The 16885-nt window shown below is 72.0% G+C and carries 14 protein-coding genes and 1 pseudogene; 6 read left to right on the top strand and 9 right to left on the bottom strand.

Features of this window, described 5'->3' with window-relative positions; all coding sequences use genetic code 11:
* The first annotated feature begins 10 nt into the window (after positions 1-10).
* From A4R44_RS52825 to A4R44_RS37790, 3 genes are all read left to right on the top strand, one after another.
* Complete coding sequence (locus A4R44_RS52825) at positions 11-136, top strand: class III lanthipeptide (RefSeq protein WP_095213858.1); 126 nt, start codon at positions 11-13, stop codon at positions 134-136.
* A gap of 282 nt (positions 137-418) precedes the next feature.
* A complete protein-coding gene (locus A4R44_RS37795; protein ID WP_067591940.1) occupies positions 419-2071 on the top strand; it encodes an ABC transporter ATP-binding protein in 1653 nt (550 codons plus the stop codon).
* Between the two features lie 262 nt (positions 2072-2333).
* Positions 2334-4049, top strand: coding sequence for an ABC transporter ATP-binding protein (locus tag A4R44_RS37790; protein WP_067591937.1), 1716 nt, complete (start codon positions 2334-2336; stop codon positions 4047-4049).
* A 310-nt stretch (positions 4050-4359) separates the two neighbouring features.
* Here A4R44_RS37790 and A4R44_RS37785 read toward each other — a convergent pair whose 3' ends face one another.
* Positions 4360-4746, bottom strand: coding sequence for a hypothetical protein (locus A4R44_RS37785; protein ID WP_067591935.1), 387 nt, complete (start codon positions 4744-4746; stop codon positions 4360-4362).
* A 348-nt stretch (positions 4747-5094) separates the two neighbouring features.
* Between A4R44_RS37785 and A4R44_RS37775 the strand changes: the two genes are divergently transcribed.
* Positions 5095-6048 (top strand): ketopantoate reductase family protein, encoded by a 954-nt coding sequence (locus A4R44_RS37775; RefSeq protein ID WP_067591929.1) that lies wholly within the window; start codon positions 5095-5097, stop codon positions 6046-6048.
* 527 nt (positions 6049-6575) lie between these two features.
* Here the strand turns inward: A4R44_RS37775 and ligA are convergent.
* The 4 genes from ligA to A4R44_RS37760 form a co-directional block, all read right to left on the bottom strand.
* Positions 6576-8567, bottom strand: a complete 1992-nt coding sequence (gene ligA / locus A4R44_RS37770; RefSeq protein WP_067591926.1) for an NAD-dependent DNA ligase LigA — start codon at positions 8565-8567, stop codon at positions 6576-6578.
* Between the two features lie 334 nt (positions 8568-8901).
* Complete coding sequence (locus A4R44_RS37765; RefSeq protein ID WP_067591923.1) at positions 8902-9411, bottom strand: hypothetical protein; 510 nt, start codon at positions 9409-9411, stop codon at positions 8902-8904.
* A gap of 31 nt (positions 9412-9442) precedes the next feature.
* Complete coding sequence (locus A4R44_RS48535) at positions 9443-9592, bottom strand: hypothetical protein (RefSeq protein ID WP_157905099.1); 150 nt, start codon at positions 9590-9592, stop codon at positions 9443-9445.
* A gap of 138 nt (positions 9593-9730) precedes the next feature.
* On the bottom strand, positions 9731-10093 hold the full coding sequence (locus A4R44_RS37760) for a helix-turn-helix domain-containing protein (protein ID WP_338080426.1): 363 nt from the start codon (positions 10091-10093) through the stop codon (positions 9731-9733).
* A gap of 93 nt (positions 10094-10186) precedes the next feature.
* Here A4R44_RS37760 and A4R44_RS37755 point away from each other — a divergent pair, with 93 nt between their 5' ends.
* Complete coding sequence (locus A4R44_RS37755; protein ID WP_067591920.1) at positions 10187-10831, top strand: SDR family oxidoreductase; 645 nt, start codon at positions 10187-10189, stop codon at positions 10829-10831.
* Positions 10832-10880: 49 nt separating this feature from the next.
* Here A4R44_RS37755 and A4R44_RS37750 read toward each other — a convergent pair whose 3' ends face one another.
* Positions 10881-12509 (bottom strand): carboxylesterase/lipase family protein, encoded by a 1629-nt coding sequence (locus A4R44_RS37750; protein ID WP_067591917.1) that lies wholly within the window; start codon positions 12507-12509, stop codon positions 10881-10883.
* Between the two features lie 529 nt (positions 12510-13038).
* Between A4R44_RS37750 and A4R44_RS49595 the strand changes: the two genes are divergently transcribed.
* A complete protein-coding gene (locus A4R44_RS49595; RefSeq protein WP_067591914.1) occupies positions 13039-13551 on the top strand; it encodes a hypothetical protein in 513 nt (170 codons plus the stop codon).
* A gap of 8 nt (positions 13552-13559) precedes the next feature.
* On the opposite strand, the pseudogene A4R44_RS52820 reads toward A4R44_RS49595, so the two are convergent.
* The 3 genes and pseudogenes from A4R44_RS52820 to A4R44_RS37735 all read right to left on the bottom strand — a co-directional run.
* Positions 13560-13706: pseudogene (locus A4R44_RS52820) on the bottom strand (hypothetical protein); the annotation flags it as partial.
* A gap of 429 nt (positions 13707-14135) precedes the next feature.
* On the bottom strand, positions 14136-14957 hold the full coding sequence (locus tag A4R44_RS37740) for an IclR family transcriptional regulator (protein ID WP_067591911.1): 822 nt from the start codon (positions 14955-14957) through the stop codon (positions 14136-14138).
* Positions 14958-15999: 1042 nt separating this feature from the next.
* Positions 16000-16743 carry an HAD family phosphatase gene (locus A4R44_RS37735; protein ID WP_161269744.1) on the bottom strand — a complete coding sequence of 248 codons (744 nt, stop codon included), beginning with the start codon at positions 16741-16743 and terminating at the stop codon, positions 16000-16002.
* Positions 16744-16885: the final 142 nt, after the last annotated feature.

Raw genomic sequence — 16885 nt, 5'->3', positions numbered from 1 at the left:
GGGAACACCCATGGAACACGTCTTGGAGCTGCAGGCGTTGGAGGCCCCCGAAAGCCAGGGACTGGACCACCACGGCCACAGCCACTGCAGCACAGAATGCGGCGAGAGCACGCTCAGCTTGCTTCTCTGCGCCTGACCGCGCGGGCAGGGCGGGAACGGCGCAGGACAAGTGCGCCGTTCCCGCCCCGTTCATTCTGCCCCGCCCGCTCGCGGCGGTCGCGGCGAGGCTGGATGCCGGGAGTCGACCGGCGAGGCGAGGTCGACGTCGCGGACCCGGCAGAGCCCGATCGGGGCCTTCGCCGGACCCGCCTCGGTCCTCGTCAGGTACCTGACCTCGTCTCGACCGCCTCTCCGGCCCGCCGCGACCATCGGCGCCTCGCCGATCTCTCAGCCAGGACCGCCACGCGAAGGGAGCGACATGGCCGGACCCGCCGATCGCCTCCTGATCTCGGCCGCCCTCCTGGACCGTCCCCGGCTCGTCGCGCTGATCGTCGCGTCGCTGGTCTCGGCAGGCGCCGGACTGTTGCTGCCCGGTGCCCTCGCCACCGCCACCGACGCGGTGCTCAGCGGCCGAAGCAGCACCGGCGCGGTGGTGCGGCTGCTCGCCATAGGCGTCGCGGAGATCGCCGCGGACGCCGTCATCGTGGTCCTGCCCGCCCGCCTGACCGGCAACGCGAGCGCCTGGCTGCGCCGCAAGGTGACCGACCGCCTGCTCGCCTTGGGCACCGGCTCCCCATTCGCCCCGGGTGACGCGGTCAGCCGGGTGAGCGGCGACTGCGCGGCCGCCGGCGGTGTCGCCGCGGTCGTGGTGCGGCTAGCCGCGACCGGGCTCATGTCCTCCGGCGCGGTGGTCCTGCTCGCGCTCTTGGACTGGCGGCTCGCGCTGGTCTTCCTCGGCAGCCTTCCCTTCGCTTTGCTGCTGGCGCGGTCGCACCTGCGCGGCACGGCCAAGGACGTGCTTGCCTACCAACGGGTTTCCGGGGAACTGTCCGCCCGGCTGCTCGACGCCGTCGCCGGGCTGCGGACGATCGCCGCGTCCGGCACCGCCGACGCCGAAGCCGCCCGGGTGCTGCGTCCGCTGCCTCGGCTGAACCTGGCGGGCCAAGGCATGTGGCGCACCCAGGCGAGGATGGTGTGGCGAGCCGGCCTCTTGCTCCCCACCGTGGAAATCCTCGCCCTCGCCGCCGCAGGTTTCGGCGTCCTGGACGGACGCTTGAGCGCCGGGGACGTCCTCGCCGCCCTCGGTTACGTCGCGCTCGGACTCGGCCTGGCCACGCAGATCCCGTTGCTCACCACCCTTTCCCGGATCCGCTCGGCCGCGCTCCGGATCACCGAAGTCCTCGACGCCGAACCCCCTCCTCGCGGCACCCTCGGACTGCTGCCCGGAAACGGCGCCCTGGAACTCCGCGGCGCCACCGTGCACGGGGCACTCGCCGACGTCGACCTCACCATCCCCGGCGGTTGTTTCGCCGCGGTGGTAGGGAGTTCCGGCTCGGGAAAGTCCACTGTGGTCTCTCTGCTGGCCGGTCTTCGCCGCCCCGACGCCGGACAGGTGCTGCTCGACGGCCGCGACCTCGCCGTGGTGCGTCCGGACGAGCTTCGGGCCGTCGTCGGGTACGCCTCCGCCGAACCCGCGCTGCTCGGCGCCACTGTCGCCGACGCTGTCGCTTACGGTTCCTGGGCCAGCGTCCCGGCGATCGACAAGGCTTGCCGGACCGCGCGCATTCACGACATCCTCGCGCGGTTGCCGCACGGTTACGACACTCTTCTTGCCGAAACTCCGTTGTCCGGCGGGGAAAGCGCCCGGGTGGGCCTCGCCCGGGCGCTCGCGCGGAACCCGCGGGTGCTCCTGCTCGACGACGCCACCGCCAGCCTGGACACGATCACCGAACGCGCCGTGACGGCGGAACTGGGCCGCCGGACCCGGGTCGTCGTGACGCACCGGGCCGCGATGGCCGCGCGGGCGGATGTGGTGGTGTGGCTCGCGGCGGGGCAGATCCGGGCGGTCGGGCCGCATGCGCGGTTGTGGCAGATGCCCGGGTATCGCGCGGTGTTCACGGAAGAAACGTGAGCAGGGTGCGGTGGGCCTTCGCCGGACACCGGGGCGAGGCGGGTTCGTGCCGTCACCTCGCGGCGCAGCCAGCCCGCACGCTCCACGCTCACGAAGCAACCACGAACGGCGCACCACAGCGCACCGATCCCCCCGCACCACCCACGTCCGCACCACCTACCGCACCCAGATTGCCGCGCCGCACTGACGAAACGAACGCCGCGCGACGACACACCGGCCTCGCGGCGCAGCTATCCCGCCTCCGCGACCGCACGGAGCGGCCATGAGCGTCGGCCGCCTCTACTGGAACGCCCTCGCCGGGCAATGGCGCGGCGGGCTGGTTCTCCTGGCCTGCTCGGTCCTCGAAGGACTGCCCGCGTTCTTCTCCGGACGACTCGTCGAACTGGCGGTCAACAGCGGGTTCGCGGCAGGCAAGCCCGGCGCCGGCCTCGGCTGGCTCGGCGTGTTCGGCCTCGCCGCGCTCGCGGGCGCGGTCGGTTCGCGGCTGGTGTGGCGGCAACTGGGCAAGGTCGTCGAGCCGTTGCGCGACGCGCTGGTGACCGCCGTCGTGCGCGGGGTGCTGCACGATCCCGCGCCGCCGCGGAGCGGGCCGGACGCTCGCGGCGTCGCGCGGATCACCCAGCACGTCGAGGTCGTGCGCGACGCCACCGGCGGGCTCCTCGTCCAGGCCCGCGGCATGATCGTCACCACCGCGGCGGCGATCGCCGGGCTGGTGACCGTCGCGGGGTCGCTGGCGTTGCCGGTCGTGGTCCCGGTGGTGCTCGCGCTGGCCGGATTCGGCGCGCTGCTGCCCTCCCTCGCCCGGCGGCAACGCGCGCTCACGCTGGCCGACGAAGGCACCGCGGCCGCCACCGGCTCGATCTTCGCCGGGATGCGCGACGTCGTCGCCTGCGGAGCCGAGCCGGTCGCCGCGCTGGCCGCCGACCGCGCGGTGGACCGGCAGGCCGCGGCCGCGGTGCGGGCAGCAAGGTCGGCGGCGCTGCGGTCGACGATCGTCGCGCTCGGCGGGTTCGCCCCGCTGGTGCTCGCGCTCGCGCTCGCGCCGTCGATGGTCGCCCGCGGCGAACTGACCGCGGGAGCCGCGCTGGGCGCGCTCGTCTACCTGGCGACCACCTTGCAACCCGCGCTGCGCGGGCTCGCCGCCACCGCGTCCACGGTCGTCCTCCGGTTGCTCGTCGCACTGCGCCGGCTCGCCGAGACCACCGCCCCGCCCGAAGGCCGTCCGGCGACCGAAAGCCCCGCCGGACTCGGCCTCGCCGTGCGCGAGCTGACCTTCCGCTGGGGCGCGGCGCCGGAACCGGTCGTCCGCGGCCTGAACCTCGACCTGCGCCCCGGCGAACACCTGGCGGTCGTCGGCCCGAGCGGCATCGGAAAATCGACGCTCGCCGGTCTGCTCACCGGTCTGCTGGCACCGCACCACGGCGAAGTCCGGCTGGGCGGCGTCCGAGCCGGCGAACTGGCCGACCGCCCCCGGCATCTGGTGCTGGTCCCGCAACAGGCCTACCTCTTCGCCGGAACCCTGCGCGAAAACCTGTCCCTGTTCCACCCCGAAGCCGCCGACCGCCGCCTCGCCGCAGCCGCGGAAGCCGTGGGCGCCGCCCCGCTGCTGGCCCGCCTCGGCGGTCTCGACGCCGAACTCGGCCCTGGCGCGGAAGGCGTTTCCGCCGGGGAAGCCCAGCTCCTCGCGCTGGCAAGGGCCTATGCCTCGCCGGCCGGAGTCGTCGTACTGGACGAAGCGACGTCCACTTTGGACCCAGCAGCGGAGGTCCATGCGGAACGCGCCTTCGCCGCCCGGGGAGGCACCCTGATCGTGATCGCGCACCGCCTGTCGTCCGCGGTCCGGGCGCACCGCGTGCTCCTGATGGACGGACAGGAGACGCTGCTGGGCAGGCACGAGGAACTTCTCGCCGCGTCGCCGCGGTATGCCGAGATGATGCGGGCTTGGCTGCCGGAGCGATCACGCCTCGAAGCCAGCTGAACGGCAGAGACCGACACCGGTGAAGGGCCGGAGCGGCAAGCCGTGCAGTTGCCGCCGGTGCTCCGTCGGCGGGCGGGTCGCTCCGCGACGCAGGTGCCCGGCCGGCGATCACCGCGGCCGCGACGATCGGGGCACTGCCGGTCGGGTTCACCCGCCCCGTCAGCGGCCACGTCGCCTTTCCGGGCTCGCGGCCGCTCCCGGCCGGCCGGACCTGATGCTGGCCGACCAGCCTTCCGGCGGTGCCGTGCTCCTTCCGGAAGCCCTGCGCAGCAAGGATTCCGGAGCTTCCGGTGCCGGTGAACGCCCCGGCTCAGACCTTGCGCGGCACCGAGGCGACGAGGATCTTGCCGGTGCCGTGGCCGAGGTAGATGTCCACCCTGCTGAACCCGCCGGACGGCCCGGGTTCGGTCCAGCCGAAGGTCTTGTAGTCGTTCGCCGCCGTCCGCGTCTGGACGTCGAAAAGCGTGCCCGCCTGCCGGAACTCGAAGGTCACCGTGGTGCTTCCGGACCCGGCGTCGTCGCGGACGTAACCGCTGACGCCGACCGAGCGGTTGTACCAGGTCAGCGTGCCTCCGACGGCCCCGCCGCTGATGTGGTCGCCGAAGTTCGACGTCGGGTGGCCCGCCGCGCTCGCGACCCCCGTTCCGCCGAGAACGGCGACCGCGGACACGGCGAGACTGACGGCGATGCGTTTCATGATGTCCCCCCGGAGATGCTCGATGCTGGGCGGAATCGTACTGTGCCGCGGCGGTCGCCGCGGGATTATGCGGGAATTCCCGGATCGGCTCGATGACGGCTTGCTCCTCTCCGCTGATCACGTTGGCCAGTGCCACGGCGGAGACCGCTCCTTCCCGTGCCCGCTGCCCCCGGTGGTGCCGATCGCCCCGCGGAGGAAGGCGGCCGTCGCCTCCCGGACGGGGAAGCGCGGTGCCGCTGCCCACGGCCTCGGCCAGGAAGACGCCGCACGTTGACAACTGGAGATCGTCTCCATATCTTGACAAGTGGAGATTGTCTCCATTTCCAATGTGTCCGGTGAGGTGCGGCAGTGAAGATCCTGATGTTCGGACGCGGCGTGATCGCCGCGATGTACGGCTGGGCCTTGGAACGGGCGGGGCACGACGTCGAGTTCTATGTCCGTCCGGGCCGCGCGGCGGACTACGGGGAGTCGATCGACCTCGATGTTCGCGACCTGCGGGCGCGGCGGCGGCGGGGCGGCGGGACCTGGCCGGTGCGTTACCGCGAGGAGTTGGAGGCGGACCACGGGTTCGAGCTGATCGTGCTGAGTGTCCAGCACTATCGGCTCGCGGAGGCAGCGGCCTTTCTGGCGCCACGCGTCGGGAAGGCGACGGTGCTGGTTTTCGGGAACATCTGGTCCGAACCGCTGGCCGCGATCGGCGATCTTCCCGTCGAGCAGATCGCGTGGGGCTTTCCCCAGGGCGGCGGCGGTTTCGGCGAGGACGGCGTGCTTCGCGGGATGCTGCTGCCGCTCGCCGTGTTCGGAACCCTCGGCGAGCCTCCGACCGAACGCGAGCGGATCGTGCGCCAGGTGTTTCGCGACGCGGGGTTCCGGGTCCGGGAGCGGCCTGACTTCCGCGGCTGGTCGTGGGTTCACTTCGTCTCGGACGCGGGTCTGCACTCGCAGGGCGTGCGGGTGGGCTCGTTGGGTTCGCTGGCAAGGTCCCGGGACGATCTGCGCGAGGCGTTGCTGGCCGGTCGCGAGCTTGTGCCGCTTCTCGAAGCCCGGGGTATCGACGTGCGGCGGCATCGGGGCGCGCTGCTGCTGTTCCGGGCACCGACCTGGCTGACGGTCCCGGTGCTCGGATGGGTGCTGGCCCATTTCCCCCCGGCGCGCGTGAATCTTGAGGCGCACTCCGATCCCGACGCCCGCGAGCCGCGCGAAATCTGCCGCGACGTACTGGCCGAGGCCCGGCGGCTGGGCGTCCCCGTGCCGCGGCTGGAGGCGGCGGAACCGTACTTCGGTCTGGAAAGGACGGAGTGAGCCTCGGGGGTTTTCTGCCGGTGCCCGCGGATCGCTTGGCGGGCGAGGCGTGGCGAGAAGCCGCCCCGGCAGGATCGGGCGCCGGACGCCGGCGGGAGCCTCGGCTGATCGCCGCGCCAGGTCCCGGCGGTTCGCGCGAGCCCGATGGTCCGCTGCCCCGGACACCAGCCATTCGCGCGGACCGGGTCACTCGCCACGACCACGCCGCACACTCGCCACGCGGCCGGATCACTCCCCACAACCACACCGCACACTCGCCACGCGGCCGGACCACCCCCCACAACCACACCGCACACTCGCCACGCGGTCCGGCTTTTGCCGCGCCGCGCCGCGAGCGCACTGCCGGGCCGCCGCCGAACGTTCCCGGCACCTGGTGTCCGGCCGCCGGAAGACTCAGGCGAATCCGATGCCGCGCAAAGGATTCCCGGCCGTTTCAGCGTGCGCCGGCACGAGCCGTCGCCACGATCCGCCGACCTGTCCCGCCTTTCCCCGGACACCGGGCGGGCGCCCGTTCCGGCGAGGCGGGCTCAGACCACTCCGGCCGCGATGAGCTGTTCCCAGATCACCCCCTGGTCCACGACCTCGACGCCGAGTTTTTCGGCCTTCGTGAGCTTGCTCGCGCCGACGTCGGCACCGGTGATCAGCAGGTCGGTGCTTGCCGAGACCGAGGACGCGGTGGTCGCGCCTGCCGTCTCGCACAGGCGCTGGAAGGTGGGGCGCGGCACCTTCTCCCCGGATCGCGGGTCGCTGATCGCGCCGGTGACCACCACGGTCTTGCCTTCCAGCGGCGCGCCCGCGACGACCGCGGGCGGGAGGTCTTCCTCCAGGACGTCCAGGGAGACGCCGCGTTCTCGCAGGCGCTCCAGTTCGGGGCGCAGCCGGCTGAGGTGTTCCACCAGTGAGGCGGCCACCTTCGGTCCGATGTCTTCCACTGCCACGAGTCCGTCGGCGCCGGCGTCGAGCACCGCTTCCAGGGAAGCGAATCCGGCGCGGCACAGCCGGGCGGCGGTGCCTTCCGAGGCCATCGGGATCGCGAGCCCGATCAGCGCCCGGCGCAGGCCGACCTGGCGGCTGGCGTCGATCGACTCGATCATCCGCGTCGCCGAGACCTCGCCGATGCGGTCGAATTCCAGCAGGCGGTCCTTGGTCAGGCGGTAGAAATCCGACGGGTGCTCCAGGATTCCGGCCTCGGCCAGCCGTTCGATCCACACGCCGCCGATCGCGTCGATGTCCGCGGCCGCGCGGGACGCCCAGTGGATCAGCCGCCGCACGGTCTGGGCGGGGCAGGAAACGTTGGTGCAGAACAGTTCCCGGCTGTTGCCCTGTTCGGTGAGCGGCAGCTCGCACGACGGGCACGTCGACGGGGGCACGATCTCCCGCTCCGCTCCGGTGCGTTGCGACTCGTCGAGCACGCCGGCGACGAACGGGATGACGTCGCCCGCCCGGCGGACCAGCACGGTGTCGCCGATCTTGATGCCGCGGGCGCGGATGACCTCCTGGTTGGCCAGCGTCGCGCGGGTGACCGTGGTCCCGCCCACGAAGACCGGCTCCAGCCACGCGACCGGGGCGATCTTGCCGGTTTTGCCGACGTCCCAGACCACATCGGACAGTACGGTCGTCTTCTCCTCGGCGGCGAACTTGTAGGCCAGCGCACCGCGCGGCGAACTCGAACGGGTGCCCGCGGCGGCGTACGCGGGGCGGTCGGCGAGCCGCAGGACGGCGCCGTCGATGTCGTAGTCCAGGTCGTTGCGCTGCTGCTCGATCGTGGTGATCACGGCCTGTGCGGAGGCCGCGCCGGCGCAGCGGCGCATGTCCGCCGCGGTGAAACCGAGCGCCAGCAGGCCGTTGTCCAGGTCGGTTTCCGCGCTGCCGGGTTCGGTGTCCAGGTCGAAAGCGAAGAAGCGCAGCCGGCGCTCGGCGACCGCGGCCGGGTCCTTCGCGCGCAGCGTGCCTGCCGCGGCGTTGCGGGGGTTGATCAGCGGTTTGTCCGGGTGCGCGGTGTTGTAGGCGGCGAACGTCGAGCGCAGCATCACCGCCTCGCCGCGCACCTCGACCCGGCCAGGCGCGCTGACCTGGTGCGGAATGCCGTCGGTCAGTGCGCGCACCAGCATGGTCACGTCGTCGCCGGTGGTTCCGTCGCCGCGGGTCACCGCTCGCGCGAGGCGGCCGTCCTCGTACACCAGGGCCAGCGACAGGCCGTCGAGCTTGGGCATCACGACCACGGGCTGGCCGGGGAACCGGTCGAAGAACGCCTCGACCTGCTCCGGCTTCGTCGCCTTCTCCAGCGACAGCATCGGCCGCGAATGCCGGATCGGCGCGTGCAGCACCGCGGGCCCGCCCACCTGGTCCAGCGGGTTCGGGTCCGGGGCCAGCTCCGGGCTCGCCTCGATCAGCCCGCGCAGCTCGTCCTCGATCGCGTCGTACTCCGCGTCCGCCACCGCCGGCGAACCCCGGTAGTACGCGTCGCGCAGCACTACGACCTGATCGGCCAGCTCCTGAATACGTTCCCGAACGTCCACGGACCGGAACGCTACCCGGCCCCACCGACAAAACCGGACTGCGACGCAAACCGGGCGGCCGCCGCGGGGCTGCCGATCGGGTGACCCCCGGATCGCGCGGCTGCCCGGCCGGGGCGGCAGCCACGCATCCGAGGGCCGGATCGGTGCGGGCGGCGGGGGGAATCGCCGTGGCGGGTGCGGAGGCGGGTCGTCGGCGGGATTGCCGAGGAGCACCGTGGCGGGCAGTTCGCGGTCACCGCCCCGCCGGGCGGCTCGCGTCATTGCGGGCGGCACGACGGTGCGGTCACCGCTCCACCGGGCGGCTCACGTCATTGCGGGCGGCACGACGGTGCGGTCACCGCTCCACCAGGCGACTCACGTCATTGCGGGCGGGCGGCGCGACGGTGGTGCTCCCGCCCGCCGAGGCCAAGGAGCTGGAGTCCGGTCCGGCCCGGATTCCCGAAGCTCCGCGAGGCGCGACGACCGCCGCATCGCGATGACGCGCGCGACCCGGCGGGCGGGGATCGTCCATCTTGGACTCGTGCCGGGCGAGCTGGCCCGGGTGCGGGAACGCGGGCGGTGAACTGGCCAGGCTTCGAGTTCCGTCACGGCGCGGGCCAGTCGCGTGATCATGGACCCGCGCCGGCCTGGAGGGGGCGAATTCGCAGCCGAGGACGCCTTCGTCGGCGACGCCGATCTGGCCCCGGAGCGCTTGCGCCACACCGGAGTTCAGTTCGGGTTCCGAGACCCAGGCGAGCTGGCCGGGCGACCGCAGCGGCTTCCCGGGTGCGACCCGGGCGGCGGACAGCGCGACGCGGTGCAAGATGAACGAGAAGACGAACCGGCCCGCCGTCGAGATCGGCACTTGAGGGGCTTCGGTCAACCCGCGGCGAGCGCTATGCCGGCCGCACCCGCGAGCGCGGCGGTGCCTGCCGCGCGGCGACCATCGTCTTCCGCACGCCGCTGGCGCGGAACGCGACCAGCACGCGCTCCCCCGGCGCGAGCTCTCCGGCGAGGTGGCTCTCGACCTTTTCCCGCAGTGTCACGATCCGCAGCCTTTCCGGCTCGCCGATACGGTCCGCTGTCGATCACGCGCCGGAGGTTGTGCGCGCCGGGACGCGGACGGTGACCGAATTTCTCCCCCGGAACTCCTCGTGGCCGCACCGGCCGGCACCGGACGAAACTCAGTGCTGCCGGGCGGCCTGGGCGCGTTCGCGGGCTTCGAGGATTTCGGGGACGTGGCTTTCGGCCCATTCGCGGACGGCGCGCAGCGGCACCAGCAGCGACTGGCCGAGGTCGGTCAGCCCGTACTCCACGCGCGGCGGCTGTTCGGTGTACTCGACGCGGGCGAGCAGGCCGTCCTCCTCCATCGCGCGCAGCGTTTCGGTCAGGACCTTCGGGGTGACGCCCTGGATCCGGTCCACCAGCGCGGTGAACCGCATCGGCCCGTGCTCCAGCGCGTTGACCACGAAGACCGTCCACCGAGCCCCGATCCGGTGCAGCACCACCCGGGACGGGCAGCGGGCGGACATGACGTCGTAGTCCACGGCGATTCCTCCGGTTCCGGTTACGTTGAAGTACCTGGTTACTTTTCCATAGCCTACTTCGGCCACGGCGAACCGACAGAACGGAGAAGGACCATGAGCAACCGGCTGGCCGGACAAACAGTGCTGGTGCTGGGCGGACGGCATCTGGGCGCGGCGATCGCCGAGGCCGCGACCGATGAGGGTGCGAAGGTGCGCGTCGCGTCCCATCGGCCCGGCGGGCTGCACATCGACCTGCGCGACGAGGCGACCATCGCGGCCGCGGCCGCCGAACACGGACCGGTCGATCACCTCGTCAACACGGCGGCGGCACCGCACGCGGCGCGGGTCGGCGAACTCGACCGGGACAAGACCGTCGACGCCTTCGCGGCCAAGGTCATCGGGCCCTTGCTGCTCGCGAAACACTTCACGATCCGGCGGTCGCTGCTGCTGTTCTCCGGTCAGGTCGGCTGGCGTCCGGCCCCCGGAAGCGTCGTGACGGGCGTGACCAACGGGGCCGCCGCCTTCGCCGCGCAACACCTCGCCGCCGAACTCGCACCGGTCCGAGTCAACGCGCTGTCGCCGGGCATCGTCGACTCCGGCGTCTGGGACAGCAAACCGGATGTCCTCGCGAACGCCGCGAAGCGAACCCTCGCCGGCCGCACCGGCACCGTCGCCGACATCACCGGCACCGTGCTGTGGATGCTGAACGCCGGTTTCCTCACCGGCGAAACCATCCACCTCGAAGGCGGCCGCCCCTGAACCCCGGGAAACCGGTGCCGGCAGGCGAAACCCTGTCGGCACCGGCACCTCACCGATGCCGCGCGAACGGAGCCAACGGGTTCCAAAGCCCGTCGCACCGGTGCTGCCGCGGGATCTCAGTGGTGAGCTGGCTGTCCCCGGCCGCGTTGAGGGACAGGACGACCGGATTGCGCTCGGTGAAGCGATCCCACTGCGGAGTGCCGTCCACGGTGGGGTTCCCGGTGCGAGCGAAGCCGGTCCACTGCGCCACCAGCTGGTCGGAGAGCACCTTCTGGTTGGGGTCGAGCGGAACTCCCGGCGGCGGCGTCAGCAGCATCCCCTCGGCGACGTGGTACGCGCCGTTCGGTTTGGCGGGATCGAGGAAGAACGCGGGCGGCACGTCAGTGTCGTCCATTTCGTAGGCGTAAACCGGAAGATGCCGAGACAGCCGCTCGTCGTTCAGCANCAGCAGCGCGGGGCAGACCGAATTGGAGTCGGCCACGACGGTCCGGTAGGCGAGGAACGGCGCCGGGTTCGGGAATCGCTTCAGCGGATAGCTTTCGCTGACTTCCTTCGCGTGTTCGCCGTACTGCTGCGCCACCATTGCGCGGTAGTCCTCCGGGGTCGAAGCGGACGGCAACTGGACCTCGTCGCGGGCCACGCCGTGCATCAACGCGACCTTGTTGACCCGCCCCTTGGCGAACGCCTCCCCCGGCGACATCGGCAGCGTGGTCCCGTTCACGATCGGCGCGATCGTGCCGCTGTCCGGTTTCATCCCGTTGCCCGCCTGCTTCAGCAGGGCCGCCACGGGCGCCTCGCGCAAGCACGCCCCGGCGTTCGACTCGCATCCCAGCGCTTTGGCGAATCGCGCGCCGGCCTGCTGAGCCTGCTCCTCGCCGGGCAGATCCGCCTTGCAGTCCTGCGCCTGCCACTGGATGTCGTTGCCCAGCAACGAGTTGTACTCGCCGTTCTGGGAGATGCCGCGCTGGAACAACCCCGCCGCGGTCGGCGAAACGGTGTGGTCGCAGACGCTCGACCCGCCCGCGGACGCGCCGTAGATCGTGACGTTGTGCGGGTCTCCGCCGAACCTCGCGATGTTGCGCTGCACCCAGCGCAGCGCGGCCTGCTGGTCCTGCAACCCGTAATCGCCCGCGTGCTCGCCGTACGCCGCGTGCGCCAGGAAGCCGAAAATCCCGAGCCGGTAGTTGACCTCGACGCTGATCACGTGCCCTTCGGTCACGAGCCGGCTCGCGTCCTGCGCCTGCAGTACCAGGAATCCGCCGCCGTGCAGCTGCACCATGACCGGAAGCTTCTTGTGCCCGGCGTTGGCGGGCACGCGGACGTTCAGGTTCAGGCAGTCCTCCGTCTCCGATCCCGGGCCGAGGCCGGGCAGCTGCGGGCACGCGTTGCCGGGCGCGGTCGCGGCGAACGGCTCGGTCCGCTTCGCCGGCCGCCGCGGCGGGGCCCAGCGCAGGTCGCCGACCGGCGGCGCGCCGAACCGGATTCCCTCCCACGACCGGACGTCCGGACCGGCGATCCCGCACACCGGGCCGTCGTCGGTGATCACCGTCGTGTCCGGCGAGCACGCCGGCGGCGGCGCGGCCTCGGCCCGGTCGCCTGCCGCGGCCGCCGAACCGGCCAGCGACGCCGCCAGCGCGACCGCCGCCACCGCGACGCCTGCCTTCCCGTCAAGTCTCATCCGTCCTCCTTCGCTCCCGCCTCGCCGGGAGAGCCGGACGGAAAGGCGCGGGACACGACGAGCGGCATCCGCGCACCGAACAGGCGGCCTGCCGGCATGGGCTCGACATCACCGATGGCCGTTTCCCGGCCACCGCCACGAGAACGGCACGGACCGCTCGTTCCCGCCTGACTCCAGTCTGGGCTCGGCGGGAAAAGACACAACCTCCGTTCGGTCGCGCCGAAACTGTCAAATTCCCGGGCAGAATGGTCTTTGTCAGGGATCCGGATTCGCCCGCCGGACCGGCCGCGGCGGCCCGGCGGGCGACCCGCTCGGCGAATGCGGTGAATTCTTCGCGGCAGCGGGGACGGAATCCGCGGAAAAACGCGGGCCCTGCCGGTGTTCCGTCCGATTCGGGCCTCCAGTCTCCTCCGGCCCTGCCCGACGGGAACGGGGCGCGCCTACCGTGGTCTGCGCCTCGAAGGCAAAACCCGGCACACCGAAATGTGCCGTATCCGCTCGCGTCGAATGGCGTCTGCTCCGCAGCTGCGTGTTCCTGCTGTGCGCGCTCCCCGCGCGGCTGTTCGGTTTGGTGCTGGCGCTCTCGGCCAGCGCGGTCGTAGTGTGCGTGATCCGTCCGGGAAGGCCTTTCCGCGAACCCGAGCTGCGGACCGCCGCCTCGGCCGGTTTCCTGATCGTGGTGCTGCTGATCAGCCGGACCGCGCGGTTCTCCGGGCAGCACGCAGCCCTCGCCCGAAGCGGCCCGCGGTCAGCAGGATTGCCCGCCCGGCAAGCACCGCAGCGGGTGCTCGCGGTCGTGGTTCCGCTCGATCGCCGCGTCGCGCCGGGCCTTCTCGACCAGCTGGGCCATGTGCTCGTCGCCGCACGCGTGGACGAGCCGCTGGCCGTGGCCGGCGCGACCGACGCGCGAGGAATCGGAGACGAGCGCGGTCTGCAGCTTCCCGGGCGCGATCTGCTCGCCGCAGCGCTCGACTCCGCTCGTTCCCGCAGATTCCCCAGCCCGCTCGGCGAAACGTCCTCGGGCAGCCCGGTCCCGTCGTAGGTCACCGAAATCCGCACCACCTCGTCCCGGACCGCGACCGAAACCGACAGCGCCGACGCCCCCGCGTGCCGGACCGCGTTGCTGACCGCCTCCCGCACCACCGCTTCCACCTGCTCGGCCAGCTGGGCGGGCACCGCGTCCAGCGGACCGGCCATGCTGACCGCCGGATGCAACGGCGCGTCGTCGGTCAGCTCCGCGATCGCGTCGTGCAACCGGTTCCGCAATCGCACCCCGCCCGCCGCCGCTCGACAGGCAGGCGAAGGCCCCGCGCGACGGCACGGCCTGCCCCGATCAGCGGAGCGGAAATTCGCGTGGCACAGCGGTCCGCCTTCTCGGGCAGCAGACAAGGCGCGGTGCCCTGAGTTGCCGCAGCCAGCGAAAGCCTTCCGGGAGCGGCAGAACTCGCCAGTTCCGCTGACCCGGCCGGAGGCCGATGGGCGCGGTCCGGCTACCCCGCAGCAGCCACACCTGGTCCCGACGCGCTGGCCGGTCGGCGAACCTGCCCCGCCGCTCAGCGCACCCCAGCGAAATTGCGCCATTCCCCGGGAAACGTTCCGCCTTCCGGCCGCCCCCGGGTACTCCGGCTATTCCACCGGACGGCCGGATTTCGCGCTCCGCCAATCAGCCGCCACCGTTTCGCGGAGGATGCGCTGCGCGGTCATCCGGGTCGCCTGCAGCGACGAATGCGCTTCCCGCGAATTGAACACCCGCCGCGGGGCCGCCACGCTCAGCGCGGCCACCGCCGTGCCGGTCACGTTGAACACCGGGACCGCCGCGGCGAGCAGTGCGCCGGGGACGCGCGGGTTGAACGACACCTCGCGCTGCCTGATCTCGCGCAGTTCCGCACTCAGCCAGGCCGGAAGGCCGCCTCCGTTCTCGTCCTCGCCGCGGTAACCTGCGAAAACCGCGAAGCGCGCGGCGAGACCCGGGTCGAACGCCATCAGCACCCGCCCCGCCGCGCTTCCGGCGAGCTGCGAATCGTTTTCTATGCGCTCGGCCAGCGAGCAGTAGCCGCTGCTGTAGATCAAATGCACGAAATCGACGACATTCCCGCTGGCCACGCCGAGGCCGACCAGGTAGCCGGTCCGCCAGTGGATGTCCATCAGGGACGGGAGAATGCCTCTTCGCAGCCGTTGCAGTTCCTGCGTCGAACCGGGTTTGGCGAGCCGGCACACTGCTTCCCCGTGCCGGTAATGGTACCCCGCCCGCACGACCATTCCGTATCCCTGCATCTCGGCGAGAAGCCGGTGCACCGTGCTTTTCGGCAGCCGCGTCGATCGCGATATCTCGCTCAGCGTTTCGATCCCGCCCGAATCGCGAATAGCGCTCAGGATCGACAGCGCCCGGGGAATCGGCCTGCGCGGCACCACGCTCGTGCAAGCCCACCGTCCGTTGTCGTCGCTCATAGTCACGACCGCAACCTCCACCGAATCCGCAACGTCCCTCTCGTGCAAGCGCCGGCGGGAACCTCCGCCCCGCGTGCCCCGGAGCGGCCCGGCGACCGCTGCCCCGCGCGGTCCCGGCGCCCCCGCCGCTCGCGGGCGGCGCCGCGCCTCGCTGCCGCCCGATTCGTTCGCCACCCGCGTCTTTCCCGAGACAGTCCTGCTCTCGCGCCTTCATGTTTGCCCAGTGACGCGTCCGGCACAACCGGTCGCACCCGTTCACTGAAACAGATCGCCCCAGTGGCGCAGCGTGGCGGCCTGCCCGCCTCGTCGCGCGACGGGTCCTTGCCCGGAAACGGTCGCGGACGGTCACTCTGCGTCGCCGTCCCGCGTTCCCGCGCCGTCGTGGTCGCACGCCGTGACAATTGCTTCCCCACCGCTTTTCGTCCGTCGGAGAACCTGCGCGGAAATCCAGCACATCATCGGCCAGGCCCGAGAATATTCCCGGCGATCCCGCGTTTCCGCCGGAGCGCGTCGGCGGACTCCGGGCAGCGCCGCCGTCGCCGCGGTCCCGGCGCCCCGCGATCGGCGGGCGCCGCCGGTTCCGAAGCGACGATCGACCGGGCCGGCCACGACGACGGGTTGGTGCCGTCCGTGCCGGCCGCGGGAAAAGCAGCGGATGCCGCTCCTCCGCCGGAAGACGATACCAGCACTCGGTAGACGGCGAGCGACCAAACGTGGACGCAGAGCAATGTTCCAGCGCGCGGAACGAGGCCTTGACGCACGACGAGACTTCCCCGCACGACCGAGAAGTCCGTGCGGGGACAGCCACAACGCCGCGCCCGGTGGGCGGCGGCGGTGGTGAAGCGTCCGGTGGGCGGCGGTGGTAGCGCAGCGCCCAGCGAGCAGCGGCGGTGGTGAAACGCCCAGCGGGCAGCGGCGGTAGTGCAGCGTCCGGTGGGCAGCGGCGGCAGTAGTGCAGCGCTCAGTGGGCGGCGGCAGTGAAGCGTCCAGCGGGCAGCGGCGGTAGCGCAGCGCCCAGCGAGCAGCGGCAGTGAAGCGCCGGTCAGGCTGCTGCAGCGCGGGCGGTCAGCCGCGCGCACACCCGCAGGATCGTGCGCCGGTCGACGACGTGCCAGGGCCGGCCAGCGGCGAGCCGCCGAAGCTCCGCGTCCGGTTCGAAGGCCACCGCCTTGCCTACCGAAGCGAAAATCTCCGCGTCCGAGGCGGAATTCCCGATCGCGAGGGAGTTCTCCGCGTCGAATCCGGCCGCTTCGGCCAGGCAGCGCACGAAGGCGAGTTTGCCCCCGGCCGCGCCGGGAGCGGACAGCAGACGTCCGGTGAACCGGCCGTCGGCCACCTCTGCCACGGTGCCGTGCCCGCCGGACAGGCCGAGGTCGATCGCCGCCTCCTGCACCGGGAAATCGGGATCGCCGGACAGCAGATGGATCCGGTGCCCGCTCGCCCGCAGCAGCGAAAGCAGTTCCGGGACAAAGGAAAACAGTTTCCCGCGGTTCGCCCGCCAGGTCTTCTCCGCCGCGAACCGGGCCTGCGCGACCGTCGCGCCTTTCATCGCGAGCGCGTACCGCCGGTAGATCTCGTCCAGCAGCCCGGGAGGCGCTTTTTCCGCGGCCGCGAACTGCCCGATCGCTTCCAGGCAGGACAGCCCCGCCCGCCGGTCGCAGGAGCCGTCGTCGACGAGGGCCTGCAGATAATGCCGCGAAGTGTGCCCGGGAAGCAGCGTCCCGGCCAAGTCCAGAATGGCGTACTTAGCCGCGGGGTCCCTGCCGCACCGATTCTTCGCAGCCACGAAAACAGCCCTTCCGTGCGCACTTCCACCGATTGTCCGGGCTGACGGTACAGCGGCGCGCGTCCGGGCAGAGCAGCTTGTTCCATGTCCCGGGACACCGCTGCCCCGGTCCGGCGACGAGGGGAAAGCCGGGTCAGCCGAT

Origin of the sequence: Amycolatopsis sp. M39 (assembly GCF_001651785.1) — a bacterium.
GTDB classification, from domain to species: Bacteria; Actinomycetota; Actinomycetes; order Mycobacteriales; family Pseudonocardiaceae; genus Amycolatopsis; species Amycolatopsis rubida.
Note: the sequence above shows the minus strand (reverse complement) of the source record. Positions and strands in the feature narration are given on the sequence as shown.